General features: G+C 72.7%; 17 protein-coding genes, 3 tRNA genes and 5 pseudogenes. 9 read left to right on the forward strand and 16 right to left on the reverse strand.

Annotated features, from left to right (window positions below; all coding sequences use genetic code 11):
• Window positions 1-48: 48 nt before the first annotated feature.
• Window positions 49-864 carry a YceI family protein gene (locus tag AB0H53_RS03615; RefSeq protein WP_362106558.1) on the forward strand — a complete coding sequence of 272 codons (816 nt, stop codon included), beginning with the start codon at window positions 49-51 and terminating at the stop codon, window positions 862-864.
• 30 nt (window positions 865-894) lie between these two features.
• On the opposite strand, the gene AB0H53_RS03620 is transcribed toward AB0H53_RS03615, so the two are convergent.
• The 9 genes and pseudogenes from AB0H53_RS03620 to AB0H53_RS03660 form a co-directional block, all read right to left on the reverse strand.
• Window positions 895-1,428, reverse strand: coding sequence for a GNAT family N-acetyltransferase (locus tag AB0H53_RS03620; RefSeq protein WP_362106561.1), 534 nt, complete (start codon window positions 1,426-1,428; stop codon window positions 895-897).
• A gap of 222 nt (window positions 1,429-1,650) precedes the next feature.
• On the reverse strand, window positions 1,651-2,406 hold the full coding sequence (locus AB0H53_RS03625; RefSeq protein WP_362106564.1) for a TetR/AcrR family transcriptional regulator C-terminal domain-containing protein: 756 nt from the start codon (window positions 2,404-2,406) through the stop codon (window positions 1,651-1,653).
• A gap of 32 nt (window positions 2,407-2,438) precedes the next feature.
• On the reverse strand, window positions 2,439-3,944 hold the full coding sequence (locus tag AB0H53_RS03630; RefSeq protein WP_362106567.1) for an MFS transporter: 1,506 nt from the start codon (window positions 3,942-3,944) through the stop codon (window positions 2,439-2,441).
• A gap of 76 nt (window positions 3,945-4,020) precedes the next feature.
• Window positions 4,021-4,341 (reverse strand): annotated as a pseudogene (locus tag AB0H53_RS03635) (winged helix-turn-helix domain-containing protein); the annotation flags it as partial.
• A gap of 374 nt (window positions 4,342-4,715) precedes the next feature.
• Window positions 4,716-4,831 (reverse strand): annotated as a pseudogene (locus AB0H53_RS03640) (amidohydrolase); the annotation flags it as partial.
• Between the two features lie 51 nt (window positions 4,832-4,882).
• The gene (locus tag AB0H53_RS03645; RefSeq protein ID WP_362106570.1) at window positions 4,883-5,218 is read right to left on the reverse strand and encodes an antibiotic biosynthesis monooxygenase; all 336 of its coding nucleotides are present in this window, start codon (window positions 5,216-5,218) and stop codon (window positions 4,883-4,885) included.
• Between the two features lie 438 nt (window positions 5,219-5,656).
• Window positions 5,657-6,829, reverse strand: a pseudogene (locus tag AB0H53_RS03650) (S8 family peptidase); the annotation flags it as partial.
• 648 nt (window positions 6,830-7,477) lie between these two features.
• Complete coding sequence (locus tag AB0H53_RS03655; protein WP_362106573.1) at window positions 7,478-8,218, reverse strand: class I SAM-dependent methyltransferase; 741 nt, start codon at window positions 8,216-8,218, stop codon at window positions 7,478-7,480.
• A complete protein-coding gene (locus tag AB0H53_RS03660; protein WP_362106576.1) occupies window positions 8,215-8,784 on the reverse strand; it encodes a hypothetical protein in 570 nt (189 codons plus the stop codon). Before AB0H53_RS03660 ends, AB0H53_RS03655 begins: the two co-directional genes overlap by 4 nt.
• A gap of 1,367 nt (window positions 8,785-10,151) precedes the next feature.
• Here AB0H53_RS03660 and AB0H53_RS03665 point away from each other — a divergent pair.
• Together AB0H53_RS03665 and AB0H53_RS03670 are read left to right on the forward strand one after the other, a co-directional pair.
• A complete protein-coding gene (locus tag AB0H53_RS03665) occupies window positions 10,152-11,495 on the forward strand; it encodes a tetratricopeptide repeat protein (RefSeq protein WP_362106579.1) in 1,344 nt (447 codons plus the stop codon).
• Window positions 11,496-12,129: 634 nt separating this feature from the next.
• Window positions 12,130-12,669: a site-specific integrase gene (locus AB0H53_RS03670; protein ID WP_362106582.1), complete on the forward strand. Its 540-nt coding sequence runs from the start codon at window positions 12,130-12,132 to the stop codon at window positions 12,667-12,669.
• 102 nt (window positions 12,670-12,771) lie between these two features.
• On the opposite strand, the gene AB0H53_RS03675 is transcribed toward AB0H53_RS03670, so the two are convergent.
• Both AB0H53_RS03675 and AB0H53_RS03680 read right to left on the reverse strand, forming a co-directional pair.
• Window positions 12,772-12,844 (reverse strand) — tRNA-Arg (locus tag AB0H53_RS03675).
• Window positions 12,845-13,080: 236 nt separating this feature from the next.
• Window positions 13,081-13,171: transfer RNA gene (locus AB0H53_RS03680), tRNA-Ser, on the reverse strand.
• A gap of 200 nt (window positions 13,172-13,371) precedes the next feature.
• Between AB0H53_RS03680 and AB0H53_RS03685 the strand changes: the two genes are divergently transcribed.
• Both AB0H53_RS03685 and AB0H53_RS03690 read left to right on the forward strand, forming a co-directional pair.
• A complete protein-coding gene (locus AB0H53_RS03685; RefSeq protein WP_362106584.1) occupies window positions 13,372-13,818 on the forward strand; it encodes an SSI family serine proteinase inhibitor in 447 nt (148 codons plus the stop codon).
• 226 nt (window positions 13,819-14,044) lie between these two features.
• Complete coding sequence (locus AB0H53_RS03690; RefSeq protein WP_362106587.1) at window positions 14,045-17,821, forward strand: PAS domain-containing protein; 3,777 nt, start codon at window positions 14,045-14,047, stop codon at window positions 17,819-17,821.
• A gap of 34 nt (window positions 17,822-17,855) precedes the next feature.
• On the opposite strand, the gene AB0H53_RS03695 is transcribed toward AB0H53_RS03690, so the two are convergent.
• From AB0H53_RS03695 to AB0H53_RS03710, 4 genes and pseudogenes are all read right to left on the reverse strand, one after another.
• Window positions 17,856-19,502 carry a long-chain fatty acid--CoA ligase gene (locus tag AB0H53_RS03695; RefSeq protein WP_362106590.1) on the reverse strand — a complete coding sequence of 549 codons (1,647 nt, stop codon included), beginning with the start codon at window positions 19,500-19,502 and terminating at the stop codon, window positions 17,856-17,858.
• Between the two features lie 99 nt (window positions 19,503-19,601).
• Complete coding sequence (locus AB0H53_RS03700) at window positions 19,602-20,180, reverse strand: SigE family RNA polymerase sigma factor (protein ID WP_362106592.1); 579 nt, start codon at window positions 20,178-20,180, stop codon at window positions 19,602-19,604.
• Between the two features lie 303 nt (window positions 20,181-20,483).
• Window positions 20,484-20,797, reverse strand: a pseudogene (locus AB0H53_RS03705) (hypothetical protein).
• Window positions 20,798-21,267: 470 nt separating this feature from the next.
• Window positions 21,268-21,354: transfer RNA gene (locus tag AB0H53_RS03710), tRNA-Ser, on the reverse strand.
• A 189-nt stretch (window positions 21,355-21,543) separates the two neighbouring features.
• On the opposite strand from AB0H53_RS03710, the gene AB0H53_RS03715 reads away from it, so the two are divergent.
• The gene (locus AB0H53_RS03715; RefSeq protein WP_362106594.1) at window positions 21,544-22,002 is read left to right on the forward strand and encodes an SRPBCC family protein; all 459 of its coding nucleotides are present in this window, start codon (window positions 21,544-21,546) and stop codon (window positions 22,000-22,002) included.
• 88 nt (window positions 22,003-22,090) lie between these two features.
• Here AB0H53_RS03715 and AB0H53_RS03720 read toward each other — a convergent pair whose 3' ends face one another.
• Entirely contained in the window at window positions 22,091-23,548 is a 1,458-nt protein-coding gene (locus tag AB0H53_RS03720) for a trypsin-like peptidase domain-containing protein (protein WP_362106597.1), read from the reverse strand.
• 203 nt (window positions 23,549-23,751) lie between these two features.
• On the opposite strand from AB0H53_RS03720, the gene AB0H53_RS03725 reads away from it, so the two are divergent.
• From AB0H53_RS03725 to AB0H53_RS03735, 3 genes and pseudogenes are all read left to right on the forward strand, one after another.
• A complete protein-coding gene (locus AB0H53_RS03725) occupies window positions 23,752-24,561 on the forward strand; it encodes a glycerophosphodiester phosphodiesterase (RefSeq protein WP_362106599.1) in 810 nt (269 codons plus the stop codon).
• Window positions 24,562-24,593: 32 nt separating this feature from the next.
• A pseudogene (locus tag AB0H53_RS03730) lies at window positions 24,594-25,255 on the forward strand (ATP-binding protein).
• Window positions 25,256-25,514: 259 nt separating this feature from the next.
• Window positions 25,515-26,480 carry a DUF5926 family protein gene (locus AB0H53_RS03735; RefSeq protein ID WP_362106602.1) on the forward strand — a complete coding sequence of 322 codons (966 nt, stop codon included), beginning with the start codon at window positions 25,515-25,517 and terminating at the stop codon, window positions 26,478-26,480.
• Window positions 26,481-26,542: the final 62 nt, after the last annotated feature.

A 26,542-nucleotide genomic window follows, 5' to 3' on the forward strand; every position in this document is an offset into this window, starting at 1 on the left:
GGGGACGGCCTGCCGCCCGCTTTTTTTCGTACCGAGGAGAGACACGGGATGGGACTTCGCGCACAAGTACGGACGCGGGACGGCTGGGCCGTCCAGCACGCCGTCGTGACCATGACCGACATGACCGGCGCGCAGGTGCTGCGGGCCGGCGCGGACCCGGACGGCGTGGTGGCGGCGGACGTGCCGCTGGTCCCCGGCCCGTACACGGTGATCGTCACGGCCCTCGGGTACGCCCCGGCGGCGTCCACCGCGCTGGTGACGGCGAGCGGACGCGCCGAGGTGGGCACGGTGGTGCTGGCCCGCGCGGGCGGCGTCGAACTGCCACCGCCCGGCGTGTGGACGCTGGACCCGGCGCACTCGACGATCGGCGCGGTGGCCCAGCACCTGGGCATCTCCAGCGTGCACGGCCGCTTCACCGACTTCGGCGGCCGGATCGAGATCACCCCCGACCTCACCGGGTCCCGGGTGGAGGCGGTCATCGCGGCGGCGTCGGTGGACACCGGGAACGGTCTGCGGGACAAGCACCTGAAGTCCCCCGACTTCCTGGACGTCGAGGCCCACCCGGAGATCACCTACCGCAGCCACGCCCTGACCCCGGCCGGCCCGGACCGCTGGACGGTGCGCGGCAGGCTCTCCCTGCACGGCGTGGTGCGGGACGTCGACCTGGACCTGACCTACCTGGGCACCGGGCCCGACCCGTGGGGCGGTGTCCGGGCGGCGTTCCGCGCCACGGCGGAGCTGCGGCGGGAGGACTTCGCGATGAACTACAACCAGGTGGTGCAGGCGGGGATCTCGGCGATCGGCACGACGCTGCGGGTGGAACTGGACATCCAGGCCGTCCAGGGCGGGCTGCCCGGGGCCTGACGGTCCGGCGGCCGGGCCGTCCGGGACGCCTCAGCCCTGGTACTGGGTGAGGTCGATGGCGTGGACGCGGAGCGCGATGCCGTACTCCGGGTGCGTCGTCCCGCGCTCCGGCTCCATGCCGAGCTTGCGGGCGATGTTGGCCGAGGCCGTGTCGCCCACGGGGCAGACGGCCACCACCCGGTCCAGGCCCCGGTCCTGGAGGGCGAACTCCAGGGTGGCGTGCGCGGCCTCCGACGCGTACCCCTGGCCCCAGAACTGGCGGCCCAGCCGCCAGCCGATCTCCACGGCGGGCAGCACCTGCGGCAGGTACTCCGGTACGGACAGGCCCACCGCACCCGCCAGTTCGCCGGAGCCGAGGAGCTCGACGGCGAAGACGCCGAAGCCCTCCTCGTCCCACTCCTCCTCCCACCGCTCGATGTCCTCGGCGGTCTGCTCCAGGTCGCGCACCGACCCGTCGCCGATCCAGCGCATCACCTCGGCGTCGCCGTGGATCTCCGACAGCGGGACGAGGTCGTCGTCGTGCCAGCGGCGCAGGACGAGTCGGGGGGTGCGGATCTCGGTCATGGCACCCATCCTGCCGAAACCGGGTCCGCGGCGGTAATCGGAGCGGCCGGGCCCTCGCCCCCGCCGGGCGTCGCCGGGGGCCTGGAGGGCCCTCCGGGACGCCGGGCTCCGCCGGGCCGCCGGGCTCCCCGGCGAGCCCCGCCGGGCGGCGGGGCTGGGCGTCCGGGCCCCGGCTCACCGGAAGCTCCCCAGGGGGCGCCCCGGGGCCTCGGGACGCCGGTGTCAGGTCAGCGCCTCGATGCCCGCGATCAGCAGCTTCAGGGCGAACTCGAAGTCCCGCTCCCGCATCTCCTGCACCGTGTCCCCGCCCCGCGCCGCCATCAGCTCGGTGGCCCGCTCGAAGGGTTCCGCGAGCCCGGGCTGCTCACGGATCACGGCCATCGCCCGCTGGTAGTACTCGTCCTGGCTCAGGCCCGCCTCGGCGCACCGCTGGACGAAGTGGCCCTCGATGGTCCCGAATCCGTACACGAACTGGAAGACCGCAGCCATGGCCCCGGTCTGGCCGTGCGCCGGCAGGCCCGTGTTGCGGATGACCTCCTGGACGCACAGCGAGAACGCCATCGCGTGCGGGCCGATGTTGAGGAACCTCCCCATCAGCGGCGAGGTCCAGGGGTGGCGGACCAGCAGGGCGCGGTGGCCGGCCGCCAGCCGGCGGAGCTGGACCCGCCAGTCGTCGCCGGCGGCCGGGTCGGGGAGGTCCAGTTCGCCGAAGACCCTGTCGATGGCCAGTTCCAGCAGGTCGTCCTTGGTGTCGACGTACCAGTAGACGGACATGGCGGTGACGTTCAGTTCCGCCGCGAGCCGCCGCATGGAGAACTTGGCCAGACCCTCCGCGTCGAGCAGCCGTACCGCCGCCGCGGTGACCTTGTCGCGGTCGAGGCCGGTGGGCTGCTCCGCCCTGCGGGTCCGTGGCGCCTTGCCCTGCAGCCATACGCTCGTCCGCGCCGGACGGTTCTCGCGGTCGGCCGACGACACCATGGGGCTTCCCTCCTCGTTCCTGGGCCCCGATGCTATGCCCGCGCGCGCTCCGCCCGGCGCAGCAGCAGCGCCGCCAGCAGCCCGCCCGCCAGGACGGCGACCGCGCCGACGAGTTGGCTGGTCTCCAGTCCGGAGGCGAAGGCGTCGGCGATACGGGCCCGGTCGGCGGGTCCGTCCGCCGCCGCGAGCGCGGCGGGCAGCGACGCCGCCGAGACGGCCGCGCCCGACACCAGCGCGGCGAAGCGGGAGTTGAGCACCGCGCCCAGGACCGCCACGCCCAGTCCGTTGCCGAACTCACCGAGGGTGCCGTTGATGCCCGCGCCCACGCCCGCCTTCTCCGGCGGGATCGCGCTCATGATGGCGTTGGCCATGGCGGGCATGGACAGTGCGACGCCCATGCCCATGACGACGAGCCCGAGCAGCATCCCTCCGTACCCGTGTGCCCCGCCGAGCACCGCGATGGAGGCGAGCCCGGCCGCGACCATGGCCATGCCGAGGGCGATGGTCAGGGGCGTGCCCAGCCGGGGCAGCAGCCGCGCGGCGAGACCCGTCAGGTTGAGGACAACGACGGTGAGCGCCAGCGGGGCCGTCCGCAGGCCGGCGTCCAACGGCCCGTACCCGAGCACGAACTGGAGGTGCTGGGTGAGCAGGAACAGCGAGCCGGTCATCCCGAAGGCAACCAGGACGGTGCCGGCGACGGCTCCCACGAAACGCTGGTCGCGGAAGAAGTGCATGTCCAGCATGGGGTGCGGGGTGCGCAGTTCCCACAGGGCGAAGAGGCCGAGGACGACGGCGCCCAGCGCGGCGGGGACCCCGACCTGGGCGGAGGTCCAGCCGTGTTCCGGCCCGGAGATGATCGCGTACACGACGGCGGTCATACCGATCGTGGACAGCAGCGCGCCGAGCAGGTCGGGCCGGTCACCCTGCTTGTGCTTGGACTCCGGTACCAGGGCGGCCACCGCGACCAGGCCGATGACCGCGACCGGCAGGTTGATCAGGAAGATCGCGCCCCACCAGAAGTGGTCGAGCACGACCCCGCCGATCAGCGGACCGGCGGCGAAGCCCAGCGAACTGACGGTGGACCACAGGGCGATGGCCTTGACCCGCTCGCTGTCGTCGAAGACCTGGACGACGACGGCGAGGGTGGTGGTCATCAGCAGCGCGCCGCCGACGCCCATGCCCGCGCGGGCCGCGATGAGCTGCCCGGACGACTGGGCGAACCCGGCGGCCAGCGAGCCGACACCGAACAGCGCCAGGCCGGTGAGCAGCATCTTCCTGCGGCCGTAGCGGTCGGCGGCGTTGCCGGCGGTGAGCAGCAGCCCGGACTGGACCAGCGAGTACGCGTTGATCATCCACTGGACGTCCGAGGTGGAGGCGTCGAGTTCACCGGTGAGAGAGGGGATGGCGACGTTGAGGACGGTGTTGTCGAGCAGCACGGTGAGCTGGGCGAGGCAGATGACGCCCAGGATCAGCCAGCGCTGCGGGTGACCGCCGGCGGGGGCGGGGGCGGGGTGCTTCTCGGCGGTCGTCGCCGACATGGACAGCTCCTTGTACGGTGTAAGGGGCCAGGCTGGCCTTACACCGTACAAGCGCGTCTCGTACGCTGTATATGAATTATTTCCCGCCACCGTCCCGCTCGCCCGGCCGGATGAGATACCCCGCGCCCCGCCGGGTGTGGATCATCGGCGGGGCGCCCGCGTCGACCTTGCGGCGCAGGTACGAGATGTAGAGCTCGACCACATTGCCCGACCGGCCGCCGAGGCCGTGGCCCCACACCCGGTCCAGGATCCGCGCCTTGCTGAGCACCCGGCGCGGATTGCGCATCAGGAACCGGAGCAACTCGAACTCGGTGGCCGTCAGACGGATGCGCCGTCCGCCCCGCGTCACCTCCCGGCGCCCCTCGTCGAGCACCAGGTCGCCCACCACCAGCCGGGACGGGCACCCGGCCGCCCGCGCCGGCCGGTCCCCGCACCCGGGCGCCAGGGACAGCGGTGCGGCGGGGGGCGCGTCGGCGCCCCCGGTGGCGAGGACCCGGGCGCGGGCGCCGGTACTCGCTCCGAGCGGTGCGGTACGGCCCTGGGGCGAGGTCACGGTCATACCGCCACGGTGGCGGCCACCGCTGAGAGGGGTCTTGCCGCTCCCTGTGAATCGGCTGAGAAACCGCTCCGGGGCCCGGCCGGAGGGCTCTTCCGCCCCACCGGCCGGACACCGTTCCGCCGGACCGGCCAGGAACCGTTCCGCCGGGCCGGCCGCGCACGTACCGCTCCACGCCCTCCTCCGGGAAGAGGGTCGCGGTCGGCCCGGCCGGCGATGGGCCACTCGGTCCCGGTCAGCGGCCCGGTCGCGTCGAAGGAGGCCCACACCTCGCGCAGCACCGCTCGGGCATGACGTGCGTGTGCACGCCGGCCAGTCCCGGCGCCCCCAGCCGCCGCCGGAACGCCTCGGTCCGCCCCGCCTCGCCCGCCGCTCCCCCCTCTCACCCCCGCTCGAAGCCGTAACTCCGCTCCACCCTGCCGATGTGCACGCTGTACCGCTCGTACCAGCGCTCCCGTCCGTGCCGCTGGGCCTGCCGGTGCTCGGCTTCCGCGCGCCAGGCCGCGATGGCGTCCACGTCCCTGAAGTAGCCGACGGTGATACCGAGACCGCCGGGCGCACGGGCCGACTCGACGCCCAGGAAGCCGGGTATCTCCCGCACCAGCTCCGCCATGCGCTCGGCGACTTCCGCGTAGCCCTCGTCGGCCTCCGTCCGTACGGAGGTGAACACAACGGTGTAGTACGGCGGTTGGAGGCCGCTCACGAGTGGATCGCTCATGCGGATCACCTTCCGCCGCGCCACCGATCCGTGTCCAGGGACTTGCGCTGCGGGATCCGGGTCTTTGCCCGCCGGTCAGAAAAGCCCGCCCTGGACGCCTTTCGGCATGTCCGCCACCGGGACCGTGACCTCTCGCGCCGCGCCCCCGGCCAGCTCCCAGCCCCTCAGCAGACGGGTGTCCAGCACCAGCCGGCGCCCGTCCGGAGCGACCAGGTGCACATCGGGCCCGGCGACGGCGGTGACCGTCCCGTACACGCTCCCGCCCGTGACGAGCTCCCGAACCACCCCGTCGATCCCGTCCAGCCGGTCGGTCCCGAACACCTCCGCGTGATCCACCACCTCCGGGTCCAGCCGCTCCAGCGTGTCCCCCCACCCGGGCACCCCCGCCGCCCGCCGGTACAGCTCCGCCACCTCGGCCGCCCGCTCCCGCACCGGCGGCAGCAACCGGTTCGGGGACCCCTTGCTCACCGTGAGGACGTTCCTGACCGACTGGTCGGCCAGCCATACGGCGACGTCCTCCGGTGTCGCCGACGGGTTGCCGGCCTTGTGGAGAGCCGCGACGCCCGTGACGTGCGGGGCCGCCATGGAGGTGCCGCTCAGGGTGACGCCGCCCCCGCCCAGCCGCGCGGAGACGATCGACGCGCCGGGTGCGTAGATCCACAGGCAGCGACCGTAGTTGGAGAAGCTCGTCTCGCGGTCCTGGTGGTCGGTGGCGCCGACGGTGACGACCCGGGACGCGCCCGCCGGGGAGACGGTGCAGGCGTCGACGGCGTCGTTGCCCGCGGCGACCACGGGCAGGACACCCCGGTTGGACAGCGCGGTGGCCGCGTCGTTCACCGCCTGGCTGCGCGGCCCGCCCAGGGAGGCGTTGAGGACCGCGGGCTGCCTGGCGTTCTGGGCCACCCAGTCGAGTCCGGCGATGACGCTCGCGTTGCTGCCCCGGCCCTGGCAGTCGAGGACGCGGACCGCGACCAGGGTGGCGCCGCGGGCGACCCCGTAGTGCGCCCCGCCGACGGTCCCGGCGACATGTGTGCCGTGGCCGTGGCAGTCCTGCCCGTTCCGCCCGTCGCCGATCGCGTCGTAGCCGAACACCGCGCGACCGCCGAACTCCGCGTGCCGGTACTCGATACCGGTGTCGAGGATGTACGCCGACGCTCCCGAACCGGTGCTGTTCACGTGGAACTGGTTGTTCAGCGGAAGGTACGGCTGGTCGATCCGGTCCAGTCCCCAGCTCGCCGCCGGTACCCGGAACGAGGGGGCGTCGGGGGCGGGCGGGGCCGTGACGAACGCGTCCTGCTCGACCGCCGCCACGTCGGGAAGCGCCCGTGCGGACGCGAGCTGGGAGGCGGTGAGCCTGGCCGCGAAACCGCGCAGAGCTACGTGGTAGGAGTAGATCGGAGTGACCCCGAGCCGCTGGGTGACCTGGACGGCGGTCGCCCTGGGCCGGAGGGTCACGATGTACTGGTCCGGGACCGGCACCCCCGTGACGCGCAGCGGCGCGGTCCCCGGCCCGGCGGGTTCCGGACCGGATACGGCCGTGGCGGCGGAAGTCGCCGCCAGGGGAAACAGCAGCAGGAGCGCTACGGACGCGCAGCGCGCGAACAGCCTCATTTCGGTGCTCCGTTCGGCGAGTGGGTGCGGGCCCGCCACGGGACGGCGGACGGGCGGGCGGCACGGGGGCAGGGACCGGCTCGGTCGCTCGCGGGCAGCACCGAGCCGGGCACCGGCGCCCCCCGGGGCACACCGGAAGCCGGTCGGTCCGCGTCATCAGGGTGAGAAGTGTCCGCCCCCGTGTTCACCGCCACGGCGGTGATGCTGAGCGTTATTTCCGGCCAGGGCGGGCCTCAGTCCCGGTTGGCAAGGACTGGCCAGCCGGCAGTCGCCACCGCGTCACCCCACGGCGGCGACTGCCGGGGCCCGGCGGACCGCCGGTTCACCGGCGGGTAGGGAAAACACCAGAGGCCCCGGATTTCTCCGGGGCCTCTGGCCTGCTGTGCACTCGGCAGGATTCGAATCTGCAACCTTCTGATCCGTAGGATCGGGCACCGCCTTGCGGGGACTCCCGACGGCCTCCCGAACTGATCGGCCACGTTAGCGATCACGGGCCGCCGTGTGCCGTCGTTGCCGTCAGCGTTGCCGTCGTCCTCAGATAGAGCAACTAGGCACCCCCTATGCAGGCTTCAAGCCTCAGTCACCGGCGGTGTGCCGGACTGCCGCCCTTTGCTACGACTGGAGCCCGCTCGCGCCGTGTTGGTCAAGTCAGGTATATCTGGCCACCGTGTACGCGGTCGGCCCGGTGAGCCCAGCACCAGAGCCGTCAGTCATGTCCAGGATCTCGAAGCCGACACGCTCCGCGTACTGTTCGAGCTCGCGCGGGAAGAGGACGCGTCTGCGGATCTCGTCCTGGGCCTCGTCCCCCGAGGGGAGTGCCCAGTGCCGGTGCATGGTGTTGATCTGGGTCCGCAGGTCCCACTCATGGCGGATCGTGACGGTTGCCGGACCGCTTGGGGTGTCGACCGTGGCAGTCATCGGATCGGCCCCCGTGATGGGTGCGACGGGGGAACAGAGGATCAGCAGGCTGCCCCGCTCGGCGTGAGCCGCGAACGTGGCGAAGACCTGGGTGATCTCGTTGTTGTTGTGGACGTAGGCGAGGCTGTTGCCCATGCAAGTCACCACGTCCATGCATCGCCGGAGTCGAGTGGTGCGCATGTCTCCGATGCGAATGTCCAGCTCCGGGCGGACGTGACGGGCGTAGTCGACCATGCCGGGCTGGAGGTCCAGGCCGATGCACTCGTAGCGCTTGGCCAGGATCTCCAGGTCCCTGCCGGTACCGCATCCGAAGTCGACCAGCGTCCGGGCGTCCGGCCGATACGTCTCGATCAGGGTCTGACACATCCCTGCGCCGGTGCTGTCGGACTGGATCACGTCGTACAGGGCCGGGTCCCGGTAGAGAAGGTTCGTCGCTTCCACTGGTTCCGCTTCCGTGTAGTGGCTGATCACATGAGGCTCCGCAGTCCGACCTCAAGGGCGAGGACATCGCATAGCAGGTCAGGGACGGTCAGAGCGGTATCAGCGACCTTGCGGGCCTGAGCGAGTGCCTTGCCGTCAACGTAGCCGAGATCGACCAGGACGGACTCCTTCAGCATGTCGTCCAGCACAGGCAAGCCGTAGGAGCGCAGCCCCTTCTCCAGGACGGCCAGGAAGTTCTCCGGTTCGGCCGGCGACGCCACCGACTCCGGCAGTCCCGCCCGCCTGATCCGCTCACGGAACAGCGCCTTGCCTCGCTTGTACTCGTGCGGAAGCTGCTCCATGAACCGGACGATCCGCGGGTGTACCAGCGGGCTCACCGGCCAGACTCCCGCCCGCAGAAAGCCGGGATTGTGCATTCCGAACGCCATCAGGGTCGGCACCGGCAGGACGGGGATGGGCGCCAGGTGCTCGTTCACCTCGGCCAGGGCTCGGACCGCCTTCAGGCCGAGCCACGGGACGGGTTCCGGCGTCGGTAGTTCCGCGGCCGTCCTGGAGTGGTGGGCGTTGACCTCGTCCCCTCCACTGCCGGTGAACATGACCTCGCACCGCCGAGCGGCTGCCTGGGCTCGTACGATCGGCTGGCTCCGGGTAGCGGATGCCGAGTCCAGCAGCGGTGAGCGTGGCCGACGCCCGCTCGGTCAGGCGGTAGACACCCTCGAACAACGTCTCGGACGTGTAGCGATGCTGCCTCGTCAGCGTCCGCGCCACGAAACGCGGCACCAGGCGGTCAGCCGACAGATGCGGCCCCAGTGCCGCCACGTCCCATGATGCGTGCAGCTCGCCGGCCTTCTCCAACAGGTACAGCGGGGCCGTGCCGAAGACGCCCGCCGTGAGACGGGCCTCCCCGGCCATCATGACGACCTCGACGAATTCGCCCTCGCCCCGTTTGCACTCCTTCACCCTCACCCGCACACACGGCGTCTGGTCGTCGCGGACCTCCATGACCAGCGCGGACACGTTCGCGGGCTCGATCCAGCTTTCGCCGCTGACCCAACGGCCTCCATCCGGTCTCCACCGGGGCTCCTGGAGATCAGCCAGGCGCAGACGCATCGACAACATGTCGTCCCCTTTCCGAAGTCATGCGGCGGGGCGGGGCCGCGAACGACCCCGCCCCGCCTGGCGTCAGCCCTGGATCACTTGGAGCAGTGGTCGCCGTTGTTGTCGCCACCGCCGGGCATCTTGTCGAGCAGCGTGGCCTCGACGGCCGGGACGCCGGTGATCAGGTCGCCGGTGAACAGCTCGTCCACGTTCATCGCGTTCTCCTCTTACGGTTGAAACGGACCCCGCGGCTGATGCTGCGGAGTTGAGCCCGTCCGGCTGCCGGCCCTTACGAAGAAGGCGGCCGGACGGGTGCCCACCACTTCCGGCAGTGGGCCCTCCCTCGCCACACGTGGGGCTGGATGCGTGGCAGGGAGGAGTCAGGGGGGTGGAGGCGGTGGCCACGCCCAGGACGAAGCCGACCGATGCGGAGATGGTGATGATCAGCAGTGGTCCGGCGTAACGGCCGATGACTGCGGATAACCGCCTCACAGCCGCTCGCCGCGACTGCGCTCGTTCGCCTCGCGCACTGCGATGCTCAGCCACAGCCGCAGCGTCCTGAGGCTCGGGACGGCTGTGCTGCGGGCACTCACACGGCGGGAACAGGTTCGAGCCCGGCGGCGGGTCCGCGCCCTCGTAGGTGTCGATCCTCAGAACCCCGTCCACACCCCGCTCTTCGGTCAACTGGGCCAGTCGGGCCCGCGCTTCGCTTTTCATCCCTCAGTCCCTCAGACGATGGCTGCGGCGAGGTCTCGCCGTTCCCTGCTGCCTCTACGCAACCGTGTGACCACGCACAGCGGTACCGTTGCAGCAGCGCCGGGACTTGAAGCCTTGAAAGTTCGCAAGGGCACGGGGAGTTGAGGGCATGGCCAAGCGTGAACCGAACGGGGCGCTCGGGCGCCTGCTCACCGAGAGCCGCTGGACTTACCGCCAATTCGCTCGGGCGGTGAACCGTGTGGGCACCGAGATGGGCACGCCCCTGCGATACGACGAGTCGGCAGTGAGCCACTGGCTGGGCGGCACCGTGCCTCGCGGGGCCGTGCGGGTGTGCGTCCTGGAAGCCCTCTCTCGGCGTCCGGGGCGGCCCGTAACGCACGCTGAGGCCGGTCTGCCCGTTCCCCGCGATCACCCCTCCACGACAGCCGCGGATACCGTGGAGGGGCTGCTCGACCTCGGGAGGCAGGACATGGACCCATCACGCCGCAGTGTCCTGGGGGCCGGCCTGTTCTCCGTCGCCCTCACGATTCCCGGGTGGCCGGATGTCATCGGCCGTGCCGAAGCGGTCCAGTCCGGCCGCGCCCGCCGGATCGGCATGAACGAAGTGGACATGGTCATCGCCATGACCGAGCGCGTCTCGGAACTGGACGACCAGTTCGGCGGTCGCCACGCACGCCCCATGGCCGCCTCGTTCATGGTGAACACCGTGGCGTCCTACCTCCGGGCCGATGCCCCGGATGACGTACGGAAGGCGATGCTGTCCGCGGCCTCGGACCTGCTGTACCTGACGGGCTACATGGCCGTGGACGAGGGGCTGCACGGCCTCGCGCAGCGGTACTACGTCAAGGCGCTGGAACTGGCGGGCGCCGCCGAGGATCACCTGACCTACTGCACCACTCTGCGCGGCATGAGCGTCCAGGCGATCGACCTTCGCCACGGGGGAAAGGCCGTGGAGCTGGCAGACGCCGCAGCAGCCGCCTCCCCGAAGGCCGGGCCTCGCATGCTGGCATTCCTCGCTGGCCAGCAAGCACACGCCGCCGCGCAGACCGGTGACCGGACTCGGGCGTTGCGGTACATCCGGGAGGCCGAGACCGCCATGGATCGCGCCGAGTCGCGCGGCAAGGCGTTCGGCTCGTACGACCCGGCGTCGCTCAATTACCACATCAGCCAGGTTCGTTACGAACTCGGCGACGTCCCCGGCGCCATCGAAGCCATGCAGCAGTCCGACAAGGTGCGCTACAGCGTCTACCGCCGCGCCCGCGTCCGACACCGCGCCATGCTGGCCGAACGGCAACTGGAGGTCGGCCGCCTGGAAGCTGCCTGCGACACCTGGCACCAGGCGCTCGACGACTACCCCATGGTGCAGTCCGGCCGAGCCGACGACCGGGTCAGAACCATGTTCGGCCTTCTCCGGCCGCACCTGAAGAACACCACTGCGCGGGACCTCTACGACCGCGCACGAACGATCGCGCCGCCTTCTCTGGTCAGCTGACCGTGCCGTTGGCGACCTCAGCCACAGAAAGTCAGCCACGACGGCGGGTGCGCCGAACGAGCACCCGCCACGTGTGTCTCCAGCAACCACCCGCCGGCCCCAGCCACGCTTCTACCATTCGTCACGGCCCTCGCCCAGTCCCGGCCTGGGTGTTGTCGACGCGGGTGCCTGGCACATGGGCGTGCCTGCGGCTGTGAAGTCCAGTGGCTGCGAAGCGCGGACTGGTCGAGCGGCAGGGCCTCGCGTGGTCGGTGTCGTCCTGGTCCTGGTGCTCGGCCTGGTCGGGTTGCTTCCCGGTCTGGCGGCCCGCCTTGGCGCTCCCGTGCGCTGAGCGGGTGGGGGCCGCCGGAGCTGGGCGGAGACAGAAGCGGCGGCGGCCCGTGGCCGCCAGCGCGCGGCCCGCCACAGGCGGGCCGCCGTGAAATCCAGTGGAGAAACTTTGCACAGCTCCGTTGGCCCGCCTCACCGCCCCCGACATCCGGGCCTCTGGTCAAGACGGCAGCCACCTACCAGTGCTGTGCGCAGGGCAAGGACAAGAAGCGGCCGGAGCACAACCGGCTCTGGGCCGCGTAGGAGCTGGCGGTCCGCATCGGCCTCCGGCGGGGTGAGCTGCTGGGCCTTGCGCTGGTCGGACGTGGATCTCCACGAGGGCGTTCTCACTGTCCGGCAGGCTCTTCAGCGCGTGGGCGGCGAACTGCTGATCGTCGCACCCAGTACTCAGCGCTCGGCCCGCCGCGTGGCTCTGCCGGGCGAATGCGTGACCGCGCTCCGCGCCCAGCGCGCCCAGCAGATCGCCGACCGGAAGGCCCCCGGCGCGAACTGGAAGGGGACGGGTCACGGCCTCGTCTTCACCACGAAGAACGGAACTCCGATCGAGCCGCGCAACCTGAACCGCTCCTTCGAAGCGCTGTGCGCCCGTGCCGGAGTCCGTAGGGTCCGCCTTCATGATCTGCGCCACACCTGCGCGTCCCTGCTCCACGAACAGGACGCCGACGCCCGAATGATCATGGAGGTCCTGGGTCACAGCTCCATCCGCGTGACCATGGACATCTACACCTTCGTACGCCTCGACTTGCAGCGCTCCGCCTTCGACCGCGTTGGGGACGCCCTGAGGGGTGACGGCAACGGGCCGGATGATGACGACGGCGCGGCCGGTGTTGCGATAGCCGTCTGATCGGCTCTCCGCCCACCCTCCGGGGCGGTTGCCGTCAAAGGCTGCCGTCAAGGCAAAAGCCAGAGGCCCTGTGGATCACTCCACAGGGCCTCTGGTCTGCTGTGCACTCGGCAGGATTCGAACCTGCAACCTTCTGATCCGTAGTCAGATGCTCTATCCGTTAAGCTACGAGTGCTTGGCGTTCCGGGCTTTTCTTCCCGGTCGGCGTTGCGGGAACAACATTACATGACCTGCGCCGTCACGCGAAATCCATTCCCCTCAGCCCCTCTGAGCTGGGAAAACGTCTCCCAGGGCCGTGATCGCGGCCGGGCGCGTCCGATCCCTCCGGCCACCCGGCACCCGCCGCCCACCGGAGGCGACCCGGGAACGGCCGAAGCCCCGGCCGTGGGGCCGGGGCTTCGGGTGGTGCGGCGGAGGCGGAGGGATTTGAACCCTCGATGGGCTTTAAGACCCAAACCGCATTAGCAGTGCGGCGCCATAGACCGGACTAGGCGACGCCTCCAGCACACCCGCGCGAGCGCGGATGGTGCGTGCAGATGATGACACAGCCACAGGGGGTGTCACCAATCGCTCCCCACGGTACTAGGCGGGCGGGGCGCAGAGCAAAGGACTTCCGGTTGCGCAACGCCAGGGGCCGAGCAGCGTTAGAGAGGTGGAGGCGCGGGGCGCCTCCCTCACGGATCCAACACCCCTGGAGTTCGTATGCTGCGCCGTCTCCTTCTGACCACCGCCGCCTCCCTCACCGCGCTGGGCGCCGCCGCGCCCGCCGCCGTGGCCGGGGCCGGCCCGCTGCCCCTGCCGCTGCTGGAGCGGACCGACTCGCTGACCGTGACCGTGGCCGAGTCCGGGAACCCGGCGGCGGACGGGACGTTCGAGCTGGAGTGCGGCCCCCGTTCGGCCTCCGGGAACCACCCGGCCACCCAGAGGGCCTGCGCCCGTCTGGAGGAACTCTCCGAGCAGGGCACCGACCCCTTCGCCCCCGTGGGCCAGGACCGGATGTGCACCCAGCAGCACGGCGGGCCGGCCACCGCGCACATCACCGGCACCTGGCACGGGGAGCGGATCGACGCGCACTTCGACCGGACCAACGGATGCGAGATCTCCCGCTGGGAAGCCCTCCGCCCGGTCCTGCCGATGGCCAGGTCGTGAAGCCGACCGCAGTCCGACCGTAGACAGAGCACCGGCCGGTCGCAGGACAGTCGTAGGACGGGGTGTCCACCAGGGCACTTTCGAACGTCGTAGCGGAACCCGCACACAACCTTGGTGAGAGCTCCTCGTCATCCGCCGTCGCGCCCGCATCCCGTGCCTTTAGACTCCCTTCAGTGACAGGCCCCGGCCGAGGGGTGGCAGTAGGTCAGTGGGAGGAAGCGTCGTCGTGAGCAGCAGGCCATCCCGAGGCGCTGCTCGCCTCGCAGCCATACTCGACGCTCTGCCGGACGGGCTCGTCCTCGTCAATTGCAACGGCACGGTCGTCAACGCCAACACCATCGCCCTGGAGATGTTCGAGACGCCGGGGACGGCGCTGGTGGGGCGCGGGCTGCTCGACCTGCTGCCGGCGTTCGACTCCCGGCTGATCCCCGGCTCCATGCGCCGCCCCGAGGCCGCCGACGAACGCGGTCGCACCAAGCCGGCCCGGATGGTCGCGCGGCGCACGGACGGCAGCGAGTTCCCGGTCGAGGTGACGAGCGCCGGTCTGGAGGACGGGCGGGAGGCCTACGCCTCGTACGGCGCCGGAGGGGCCACCGGCGGTTACACCGGCGACGAGCTGCTGATGCTGGTGGTCCGCGACCTGTCGGGGACCATCGACACCGAGGCGGAGCTCGCCCGGTCGCAGCGCCAGACCGAGATGATCCTGCGCGCCGCCTCCGAGGGTGTCGTCGGCACGGACACCGACGGGCGGATCGTCCTGGTCAACCCGGCCGCCGCGCAGATCCTCGGCTGGCGGGCCAGTGACCTGGGCGGCAAGGAGCTGCACCCGCTGATGCTGCACTCCCGTGCGGACGGCGAGGCGTTCCCGTACGAGGAGTCCCCGCTGGCCGACACCCTGCGCTCCGGGCGCAAGCACCGGGTGCGGGGGCAGGTGGTGTGGGCCAAGGACGGTTCGCCGGTGCCGGTGGACCTGACCACCGCGCCGGTACGGGACGGCGACCAGCTGGTCGGCGCGGTGATGACGTTCACCGACCGGCGGTCCTACGAGGCGCTGCTGGAGCAGCACGCGGCCGAGACGGCCGACCGCAGCGAGCGGCACGCCGTCGAGATCGAGCGGCGCGACGAGCGGTACGCGGAGCTGGAGGAGCGGTACGCGGAGGCCGCCGCCCGGCACGCCCAGCTCACCGCCGTGCTCGGCGAGTCGCTGCGCGGGCCGCTGGAGGAACTGCGGCGCGAACTGGGCACGCTGGCCGCCGACCCGGCCGGGCAGCTGTGGCCCGAGGCGAACCAGGTGCTGCACCACCTGGTCGCCGGGTACGCCCGGATGACCACCCTGGTCGACAACGTCCTGGGCTTCCAGCGGCTGGACGCCGGTGACGAGGCGCTGCGCAAGGACAAGGTGCTGCTCGACGCGGTCGTCGCGGCCGGTGTCGAAGGCGCGGTGGAGCTGATCGGGCCGGGGCGGGCGCAGTTCGCGGTGCACGCGCCGCCCATCGAGGCGGAGGTGGACGGGGTCCGGCTGTCGACGGCCCTCGCGCACCTGATCGCGGATGTCGCCGGGATCGACTCCACCGGCAAGGCCCGGGCCGGCGTCGCCGGCGGCGGGTACGCCGACTCCACCATCGTGGTGGCGGCCGCGCAGCGCGGCGACGTCGTCCGGATCGAGGTGCGCGGGCCGTACGCCGGGGGCGACCCGGTGCACGAGCCGATCGTGCGCGGCATCGTCCGGGCGCACGGCGGTGTGCTCCAGACCCACGAGATGCCCGGGACCAGCGGCAGCGCGTACGTACTGGAGGTGCCGCTGGGCGAGGGCGCCGGGACGGTCAAGCGGCCGGCCGGGACCGCGCCGGGCACCGCGCGCGCGGACGGCCCCGCGGACGCGGGGACGGGACCGGCGGGGAGCGCGTCGCCGCGCCCCGACGGGGCGCCGGCCGCCGTGCTGCCCGCCCAGCAGTCGGGTGACACCGCCGCGGACGCCACCGCTCCGGGTGCCCCCGGCGGCGGCCGGCGGCGGGCGCGGCGGGCCTCCACCGACGCGTTCCTGGACAGCCCGGTCCGGGCCGAGGACCCGGTGGCCGCAGGACCGACCGGGCGGCGCCGGGCCGGTACGGCGGCCGAGGAAGCCGGTACGGCCGGTGCCGTCGAGGCCCCGGAGGCCTCCGGAACCGGACGGCGGCGCGGCCGGCCCAGCCCCGCCGAGGGGGCGGTGGTGACCGCCGCCGAGGGCGCGCAGGGGCGCGCGGCGCTCGGGCAGACCGTGCCGCCGCAGGGCGTACCGGTCGCCGGGCGGCGGGCCGGGCGGGCTCACGAGGGCGGTATGCCGGCGCTGCCGGCGGCCCCGGCGCCCACGAGCACCGGTCCGCAGGCACAAGGACAGGCGCAGGTGGAACCGACCGGGCGGCGGGCCCGCCGGGCGCTGGGCCCGGCGCAGGAGCGGCCCGCGGCCGCCCCCGAGGGCGCCCGTACGGCGTTCGCGCTGCCGCCCGCCGAGGCGGACCGCCATCACGCCGGTCGCGCCGAACCGGCCGCCGATCACACACCGCCGCAGCCGCACCCGGTCCGGCCGGCCCCCGCTCCGGTACCGGGCCGGGCGCCCGCGCCCGCTGCGGTCCCGGGTCAGGGCCCCGCCCCGGCCGGCCACCACCGGGCGCCGGGCGCCGGGGCGGACACCGGCACCGGTTCGGTACCGCTGCCGGAGGCCCTGCCGGTGCCGCCGCGTCCGGTCGCCCAGCCGCTGCCGGCGGAGGCCGCGCCCGGCGAGGACTCGGGGTCGACGCAGGGGCGGGCGTTCAATGTGCGCACCCTGGGCCAGGGCGTGCCGTTCGGCCAGCGGATCGCGCAGGCCCCGCCGGTCCCCGGCGCCCCGCAGACACCGGCGGTCCCCCAGGCACCCGTGGCCCCGGGAACCCCGGCAGCCGCGCAGACCCCGGGTGGGGCGGTGCCACCGCAGGCCCCGGCCACCCCCGTCAGCCCGGCAGCACCGCAGACCCCGGCCCCGGGAACCCCGGCCCCGGGCACCCCGCAGCCCTCCGGGTCGGGACGGCGCCGCAAGCTGGCCACGCCCCCGCAGGGCGAACGGGTCCCCGCGCCCGAGACGGCGGCGCGCCCGCACCCGCAGCCGCACCCCCAGCCCCGGCTGGCCGCTCCGGCGGAGGGGCGGGCGTACGAGATAGGGGCCCCGGACGAGGACGCGGCCGAGGGCCCGGAGCCGCTGGACGGGCCGGGCGGCGCGGTCGAGGTGACCAACCAGCCGCCGCCGCGCCCCGTGGACGACGAACTGCCCCCGGAGCCCCTGGACAACCCGCGCCGGTTGCTGGTCTGGCCCGCGCCGGACGTCTCCACGCAGGAGGCGCTGAGCGAGCGGGGCTACCGGCCGGTCATCGTGCACTCCCGTGAGGAGGTCGACGCGCAGATCGCCGCTTTCCCGGCGGCGCTGTTCGTGGACCCGCTGACCGGCCCGATCACCCGTACCGCGCTGCAGTCGCTGCGCCAGGCCGCGGTCGCGGCCGAGGTGCCGGTGCTGCTCGCGGCCGGGCTGGGACAGGCGACGCGGGAGGCGGCCTACGGCGCCGATCCGGCCGTGCTCCTCAAGGCGCTGGCCCCCCGGGACAGCGAGCAGCATCCGTCGCGGGTGCTGCTGATCGAGGAGCAGGAGGAGATCGCGCTGGCGCTGACGGCGACGCTGGAGCGGCGCGGGATGCAGGTGGCGCGGGCCGCCACGGACAGCGAGGCGGTCACGCTGGCCGCGCAGACCCGGCCGAACCTGGTGGTGATGGACCTGATGCAGGTGCGCCGACGGCGCGCCGGGATCATCGACTGGCTGCGGGCCAACGGGCAGTTGAACCGTACGCCGCTGGTCGTCTACACCTCCGCCGGGCTCGACGAGGCGGAGCTGCCGAAGCTGGCCTCGGGCGAGACGGTGCTGTTCCTGGCCGAGCGCTCGACCAGCAACGAGGTGCAGACCCGGATCGTGGACCTGCTGGCGAAGATCGGTACGAACTGACGGTGGGGGCGCCCCCGGGTGCCCCCACCCGCGGTCAGAGCCGGGTGACGTCCAGTTCGCCGTCCGCGTACTGCTTGCGGATCACCTTCTTGTCGAACTTGCCCACGCTCGTCTTGGGCACCGCCGGGACCGTCGCCCAGCGCTCCGGGAGCTGCCACTTGGCGATCGACTCGGCGAGGAAGGCCCGCAGCGCCGCGTAGTCCGCGCTCGCGCCCTCCTTGAGGACGACCGTCGCCAGGGGCCGCTCGCCCCACTTCTCGTCGGGCACGGCGACGACGGCCGCCTCGGTCACCTCCGGGTGCGCCATCAGGGCGTTCTCCAGCTCCTGCGAGGAGATCCACTCCCCGCCGGACTTGATGACGTCCTTGGCGCGATCGGTGAGGGTCAGGTAGCCGTCCGGGCTGATCACTCCGACGTCACCGGTCTTCAGCCAGCCGTCCGCGCTGAACTTGTCCCCGGGCCTGAGCGCCTCACCGGACGCGCCGCCGTAGTAGGCGCCCGCGATCCACGGACCGCGCACCTCGAGCTCGCCCGCCGACTCGCCGTCCCAGGGCAGGACGTCACCGCCGGGACCGACCAGCCGGGCCTCGACACCGGCCGGGAAGCGGCCCTGGGTGATCCGGTACGGCCACTCCTCCTCGGCGCTCAGTCCGGCCGGCGGGTTGGACATGGTGCCCAGCGGCGAGGTCTCGGTCATGCCCCAGGCGTGACAGAGGCGGACGCCGAGCTTGTCGTACGCCTCCATGAGGGAGGGCGGGCAGGCCGCGCCGCCGATGGTGACCCGGGCCATGGAGGAGATGTCCCGGGGACGGGCCGTGACCTCCGCGAGCAGGCCCTGCCAGATGGTGGGGACGGCCGCGGCGTGGCTGGGCCTGACCCGCTCGATCATCTCGGCGAGCGGGGCCGGCTGGAGGAAGCGGTCGGGCATCAGCATGTTGACGCCCGCCATGAAGGTGGCGTGCGGCAGGCCCCAGGCGTTCACATGGAACTGGGGGACCACCACCAGGGTGGTGTCGGCGTCGGTCAGGCCCATCGACTCGGCCATGTTGACCTGCATGGAGTGCAGGTAGATGGAGCGGTGGGAGTACACCACGCCCTTGGGGTCGCCGGTGGTGCCGGAGGTGTAGCACATGGCGGCGGCGGAGCGCTCGTCCAGCTCGGGCCAGTCGTACGTGGTGGGACGGCCGGCGATGAGCTGCTCGTACTCGTGGACGCTCGGGACGGCGTCGTCCAGCAGGGTGCGGTCGCCGGGGCCGGCGACGACCACGTGCTCGGCGGTCGGCAGGTGCGGCAGGAGCGGGGCGAGGAGGGGGAGCAGGCTGCCGTTGACGATGAGGACCCGGTCGGCGGCGTGGTTGACGATCCAGATGAGCTGCTCGGCCGGGAGGCGCAGGTTGAGCGTGTGCAGGACGGCGCCCATGGAGGGGATCGCCAGGTATGCCTCGACGTGTTCGGCGTTGTTCCACATCAGCGTGGCCACCCGGTCGTCACCGCTGACCCCCAGCTCGTCGCGGAGCGCCCCGGCGAGCTGGTGCGCCCGGGCGCCGGCCTCGGCGAAGGTGCGGCGGTGCGGCTCCGCCTCGCCGGTCCAGGTGGTGATCCGTGACGTGCCGTGGATGGTCATCCCGTGTTGCAGGATGCGGGTCACAGTCAGTGGTACGTCCTGCATGGTGCTCAGCACGGCGTCCTCCCGTTGGGCGCTACGTGGCAGTTAAGGGTGGGGGAATTCTGCGCACGTACCACTCGGTATGTCACTACCCGGGAGTAGATCCGCTGCGGGTCACCGGGCCGGGGACAGCTCCGGATCGTCCCGGAGTTTGCCCAGGGCACGGGACACGGCGCTCTTGACCGTACCGACGGACACCCCGAGGACCTGGGCCGTCTGGGCCTCGCTGAGGTCCTCGTAGTACCGCAGGACGACCATGGCGCGCTGACGGTCGGGCAGCCGGGTGACCGCGCGCCACATCGCGTCCCGCAGCGCCTGCTGCTCGCCCGGGTCCGGTTCGGCCGGCCCGAGCGGTTCGGGCAGGTCCTCGCAGGCGAACTCGTCCACCTTGCGCTTGCGCCACTGCGAGGTGCGGGTGTTCAGCAGCGCCCGCCGCACGTACCCGTCGAGCGCCCGGTGGTCCTCGATGCGCTCCCAGGCGACGTACGTCTTGGTCAGGGCGGTCTGGAGCAGGTCCTCGGCGTCACTGGGGTTGGCGGTCAGCGAGCGCGCGGTGCGCAGCAGCACCGGGCCACGGGCCCGTACGTACGAGGAGAACGACGGGTAGGACGGACATCCGGTGGCTACGGCGGCGGCCTGGGCGGCGCCGGTGCAGACGGGCCCAGTCGTCGCCGGCCCAGCAGTCGCGGTCATGGGTCCACGCTAGGAGCGGGTACTACTCCGGGGGATCGGCCCCAGGTCCCGACCCCGCGTCCACCTCAGGTTGTAGGGGCGGCGTAAGCCCCACCTCCTGAAGGTGGAGGCGCGGCCGTACGGTCGTCGGGGTCCCCGGCCGACGGAAGCAGCCGGATCCGCGTCGTGCGGGACCGCCGCGCACCCGCCGCGGTCCGTCCGCCCGGCACACGGCGAGCGCGAGGCGGCCCGCGCGACGGTACCGGAGTACCGCGCACGGGCCGCCTCCTCACCCCGCGCCCACGCCCCCTTCCGGGGCGGCTGTCACCGCGGCGGGGCGAAGTTCACCACGGTGGTCCCCTGGTGGAGCGCCGTGAAGCCGGACCCGTCCACGCTGGTGGTGTGGTTCTCGTTGGAAGCTCCTTGCCCCGCCGCGACCTGCTGGGTCGTCGATGGGCCGCCCTCGGCGGCGATGGCGCCACTGCCGCCCCCACTGCCGCTGATCGTGGCCACGGACGCGTTGGATCCGCCGTCCGCGAACCCGCCGGTGTCGGCCTGCGCCGCCCCCGTGAAGAGCCCGACGGCGAGGGGGAGCGCGGCGACGGCGGTGAGGGCAGGACGCTACGGATGTTTGCCATGTCTGTTCCTCCAGGAACCGAGGTACGGAAGTCCGGTCCGGTCCCGGGCAGTTGGCCGACCGCACCGGGCGAGTTCTCGACGTCGCGGTGCAAGAGTTGCCCACCGCTCCCCGGCAAATCCGCCCTGACCGCGCGTTTCCCTCGCAAGCGTGAGGACATGTCGATAAACCCGCCAGCCGGACTTACGTCCCCCTCCGCACCACAGGGCTCTTCCACCTCGCCCCTGACCTCGGTCAACGTGTCCCAGGACGGGTGTGGCGGCGGCGCCCGGACCCGTCGGGCCCGCGCAGCTGGCGCCGGCGTACCGGGCGCTGCGCAAGGTGTTCGACCGGGGTCCTGGCCCACGGATGGCCCGTACGCCCTGGTCAGCTACGGGACACAGCCGACCCGGGGTGAGACAGGGTGAGCACGGAGGGCGGGCCCCGGAATCCGGGGCCCGCCCTCTGAACTGCTACTTCTCTGACCTGCTGCGGTGGGTGTGGGATTTGAACCCACGGTGACATCGCTGCCACGACGGTTTTCAAGACCGTTCCCTTAGGCCGCTCGGGCAACCCACCTCGGCCCCGCCTCACCGGGCGCGGAGCGGGCTACAGCCTACCGGCTGGGGCGGGGAGGCGTGGGGGCCGGGACCGTGAGGAGTGGTCCGGCGGTGTCGGGGACGCAGCACCGGGTACTCGCCGCCCGTGCCGAGATCCGCCGGGCCGGGGCACCGGCCCTTCGGGCGGTCCGAGAGGAAGAGGTCAGTGATGAGCAAGGTCAAGGAGGCGGTCGAGGTCGAGGTCCCCGTCCACACCGCCTACAACCAGTGGACCCAGTTCGAGGAGTACCCGAACTTCATGGAGGGGGTGGAGGAGGTCCGGCAGCTCGACGACAGCCACAACCACTGGGTGACCAGGATCGGCGGCGTACGGCGCGAGTTCGACACCGAGATCGTCGACCAGCTCCCCGACGAACGCATCACCTGGCGCACCACCGGCGGCGACACCCACCAGAAGGGCATGGTCAGCTTCCAGCGCCTGGACGACAGCCACACCCGGGTCCAGCTCGTGATGGAGATCGAGCCCAGCGGGCTGGCCGAGAAGGCGGCGGACGCGACCGGAGTGATCGACCGGCGCGTCAAGGGCGACATGCGGCGCTTCAAGGAGTACATCGAGGGGCGCGGCACCGAGTCCGGCTCCTGGCGCGGTCGCATCAAGCCGCAGTGATCACCCAGACCCCGCCCGTACCCGTACGGGCCGTGGGTGCCCCCGGTCGCGACGAGGCGGCCGGGGGCACCGTCGTACGGGGCTCGGGTCAGCCGTCGCCCTTGCGCTGGCCCAGGGTCACCTGGACCGTCGACTCCTTGCCACCGCGCTGGTAGGTCAGCGTCACCTTGTCGCCCGGCTGGTGGGTCCAGATCTCACTGATCAGGGTGGGGCCGCTGTCGATCACCTTGTCGCCGAACCTGGTGATGACGTCCCCGGCCCGCAGGCCGGCCCTGGCCGCCGGGCCGTTCGGGGCGACCGCCGGGACGCCGCCGGTGCCCTGGTCGGCGATGGTGGCGCCCTCGCCCTTGTCGGTCATGTTCACCGTCGCGCCGATCACCGGGTAGACCGGCTGGCCCGTCCTGATCAGCTGCTCGGCCACGTTCTTGGCCTGGTTGACGGGGATGGCGAACCCGAGCCCGACGGACCCGGCCTGCGACTGGCCGAAGCCACCGCCGCCCGGTGACTGGATCGCCGAGTTGATGCCGATCACCGCGCCCCGCGCGTCCAGCAGCGGGCCGCCGGAGTTGCCCGGGTTGATCGAGGCGTCGGTCTGGAGGGCGCTCATGTACGAGTTCTTGCCGCCGGAGCCGTCCCCGGAGGCGACCGGGCGGTTCTTGGCACTGATGATGCCGGTGGTCACCGTGTTGGACAGGCCGAACGGCGCGCCGATCGCGATGGTCGAGTCACCGACCGCCACCCGGTCGGAGTTGCCCAGCGGCAGCGGGGTCAGCCCGGACGGGGCGTTCTTCAGCTTGAGCACGGCGACGTCGTAGCCCTGGGCCCGGCCGACCACCTCGGCGTCGTACTTCTTGCCGTTGGAGAACGTCGCCGACAGCGTTCCGCCCTCGGCGGCGGAGGCCACCACATGGTTGTTGGTGACGATGTGGCCCTCCTTGTCGTACACGAACCCGGTGCCCGTGCCGCCCTCGCCCTCGCTCTCGCCCCCGGAACCGCCGGACTGCGCCTCGATCGTCACGACGCTCGGCAGCGCCCGGTTGGCCACCGCCGCGACCGTGCCCGGCTCCCGCTTGAAGCCGGCGGGCGCGTCGGCCACGGACACGGTGGTCGAACCGGTCGAGCCGTCGCCGCGCTCCGCCGCCCAGTAGCCGACACCGCCACCGACGCCGCCCGCCACCAGGGCGGCCACCAGCATCCCGGCGACCAGGCCACCGGAACGTCTGCGCACCGGGCCGCCCGGGGGCGGAACCGGCGCGGTGGGCGCTCCCCATGCGGGCTGCGCGGGCGGCGGCGGCCATCCGCCGGCGGTGTGCCCGGCCGCCGCCCCCGCGGGGGGCGCGGACTGGAACGGGGGCGAACCCGGAGGCGGGGGGCCCACCGGCGGGGCCGGGGCCGGATGCCGAGCCGGACCCTGTTCCGGGGCGGGGGCCGGACCCGGCTGCGGGGTGGGCGGTGTTTCGCGCGCGGCCGGGGAGGGCGGCACGGGAGGTTCGGACGGGGCGGAAGGGGCGGACGGAACCGCGGGGCCCTCGTGCTCGGTGCTCACAGCTCGTTCTCCTCGGTTTCCACGTCATCTCTCGGCAACAGTCCGCTGCGAACAGCTTTTCCCACTGGCCGTCAGGCCACTGTAAGCCGGAGCTGTGCGTCCGGGGCAGATCCTTTACTTCCCCTCAAAACGGGCATCGCGCCGGGCGGCCGGTAACGGCCGCCCGGCCCCCGCCCACGGCCACCCGGTGGCACCATGACGCGGTGACCCAAGCACGGCAGCACACGATCCAGGTCGTCGCCCACCGAGGCGCCAGCGAGGACGCCCCCGAGCACACCCTCGCCGCGTACATGAAGGCCATCGAGGACGGCGCGGACGCCCTCGAATGCGACGTACGGCTCACGGCCGACGGGCATCTCGTCTGTGTCCACGACCGCCGCGTCAACCGGGTCTCCAACGGCCGCGGCGCCGTCTCCGCCCTGGAGCTCGCGGATCTGACCGCCCTGGACTTCGGCACCTGGAAGGGGCGCGAGGAGTCCAATGAGCGCCCCGACCGGGGAGACCCCGCGCTGACCTCCGTACTGACCCTGGAGCGCCTGCTGGAACTGGTCGCCGACGCCGGGCGGCCGGTCCAGCTCGCCATCGAGACCAAGCACCCCACCCGCTGGGCCGGCCACGTCGAGGAGCGGCTCCTCCAGCTGCTGCAGCGGTTCGGACTGACCGATCCGCACCCGGGCACCCCGTCGCCGGTACGGATCATGAGCTTCTCGGCCCGCTCGCTGTACCGGGTCCAGGCCGCCGCGCCCGCGGTGCCGGTCGTCTACCTGATGCAGTTCCTCTCCCCCCGGCTGCGCGACGGGCGGCTGCCGGCCGGTTCCCGGATCGCCGGCCCCTCCATCCGCATCCTCCGCAACCACCCCTCGTACATCGACCGGCTCCACCGCGCCGGCCACCACGTCCACGTCTGGACCGTCGACGCGCCCGAGGACGTCGAGCTCTGCGTCCGGCTGGGCGTGGAAGCGATCATCACCAATCGGCCGAAACAGGTCCTCGCCCAGTTGGGACGCCTCTGACGGCAGGGGCGGAAGTCACTTGTAGTGCGCCCATGTGCGCGTTCCGTGTTCGAGCGGTGCGGGTCCGCCACGCCGCACGGCCTGGCCGGTTTCCGGTCCAGTCCATTGGGGCATTCACACCTGGCGTGGGGCAAAGGAGGTCTCGGGGGTGGCGTTTGTGGTGGCACATGAGGTGCCCACGTCGTCGAGTGTGGCCGTACCTCATGGCCCGGCGGGCGTGGGTGAGGCGAGGCACCGGATGCGGGAGCAGCTCGACCGCAGCGGGGTGTCGCCGTCGGTCGTCGACGACGCCGTACTGATCCTTTCCGAACTGCTCAGCAACTCCTGCCGCCACGGCAGGCCGCTGAGCCGGGTGGGCGCCGACGACCCGGGAACGGGCGACGGCGACGTCCGCGCCGCGTGGCGCGTCGACGAACAGGGGTGCCTGACCGTCGAGGTCACGGACGGAGGCGGGCCGACCCGGCCCGTTCCGGCCACGCCCTCGGTGACCGCGCGCGGCGGCCGGGGACTGAACATCATCAGCGCCCTCGCCCACGACTGGGGCGTCCGCGACAGCGCGTCGGGCGAGGTCACCGTCTGGGTGGTCGTCACGGCGGGGCACCGGCACGACGACTTCGCCGCCCGCGTCACCGGCCCGGTCACCGGCGGAGCGGGGCTCGACCTCCTCGACGCGTACGACACCTACGACCTGTGACCCGGGCGGTGCGGGGTGCGGGACGCGGGGACAGCACGGGATCCCGCGCCCGTCGGCCCTGGTGAGGCGGGCGCGCGGGAGCCGCGGCCCGTGCGGGGCCGGCCGGCCGCGGACGCCCGGCCGGCGTGAGCGATGTGCGTGAGCGATGTGCACGGGGCCGGTACGGAGTATCCGACGGAGGCGTGCCGGACGGCTCCGTACGGCTAGGCTCGCGGCCGACACAGCACCGCCGCACTGCCGCAACGGGAGAAGCCACACCATGGCCAAGAAGCGCCCCCAGACCAAGGCCGGGAAGTCGCACGTCACCAACGGGGAAGTCCCGGTCGTCGGGGCCCGCGAACCCTGCCCGTGCGGTTCGGGCCGCCGCTACAAGGCCTGTCACGGCCGGGCCGCCGCGCACGCGGTGACCGAGCTGGTCCAGCGCCCCTTCGAGGGCCTGCCGGGCGAGTGCGACTGGGTCGCGCTGCGCGAGCTGGTCCCCGCGGCGACCGCCCCGCTGCACCTCAAGGGCGGGCTGCCGGACGGAGTGCCGTCGGTGCGGCTGGCGACCGTCCTGCCGATGGCGTGGCCGGCGCTGCGCCGCGACGACGGTTCGGTCCTGCTCGCACTGCAGAACGACACCTCGTCCGGTGACCTCAGCCGCGACCTCGCCGACACCCTCCGGCGCGCCCTGGACGCCGAGCCGGGCACGCCGATCGCCGCCCAGCGGGTGTCGGCGGACGGGCCGCGGCTCCAGGACCTGCTCGACCCGGACGCCGACTTCACGCCGGCCGTCCACTCGGGATTCGAGTTCTGGGTACCGGACGCGGAGAACACCTCCCCGGAGGTGGCCGCGTCCCTGGAGCGGGCCAACGCCGCCGCCATCCCGACGGTGAAGCTGTCCGGCGTCCCGGCCGCCTACTGGTGCGAGACCCCGGAGAAGAACCACCTGCGCTGGGTCATGCCGCACTCCGAGGAGCGGCTGCTGGACGCGCTCGCCCGGCTGCACGCCGCGGGCAGCTCGTCGCTGGGCGAGGACACCCGCCTGGTGGGGTCCTTCCGGGCGCACGGCCTGGTGGTCCCGGTCTGGGACCTGCCCCGGACGATGGGCGCCGAGGGCTGCGAGAAGCCGGCCGCCGCGTTCGCCGAGCGGCTGGCGGCGGCGCTGGACGTCGACACCCCGCTCACCGCGGAGGAGCGGCGGGCCCGCGGCGGGCTGACCAACCGCCAGGTGACGCTGAGCTGAACCGAGCGGCCATCCCGACCGGTCGGTGACCTCGGCCACAAAACCGCATACCGCAGGTAAAT

The organism is Streptomyces sp. NPDC050856 (assembly GCF_040653855.1).
Lineage (GTDB): Bacteria > Actinomycetota > Actinomycetes > Streptomycetales > Streptomycetaceae > Streptomyces.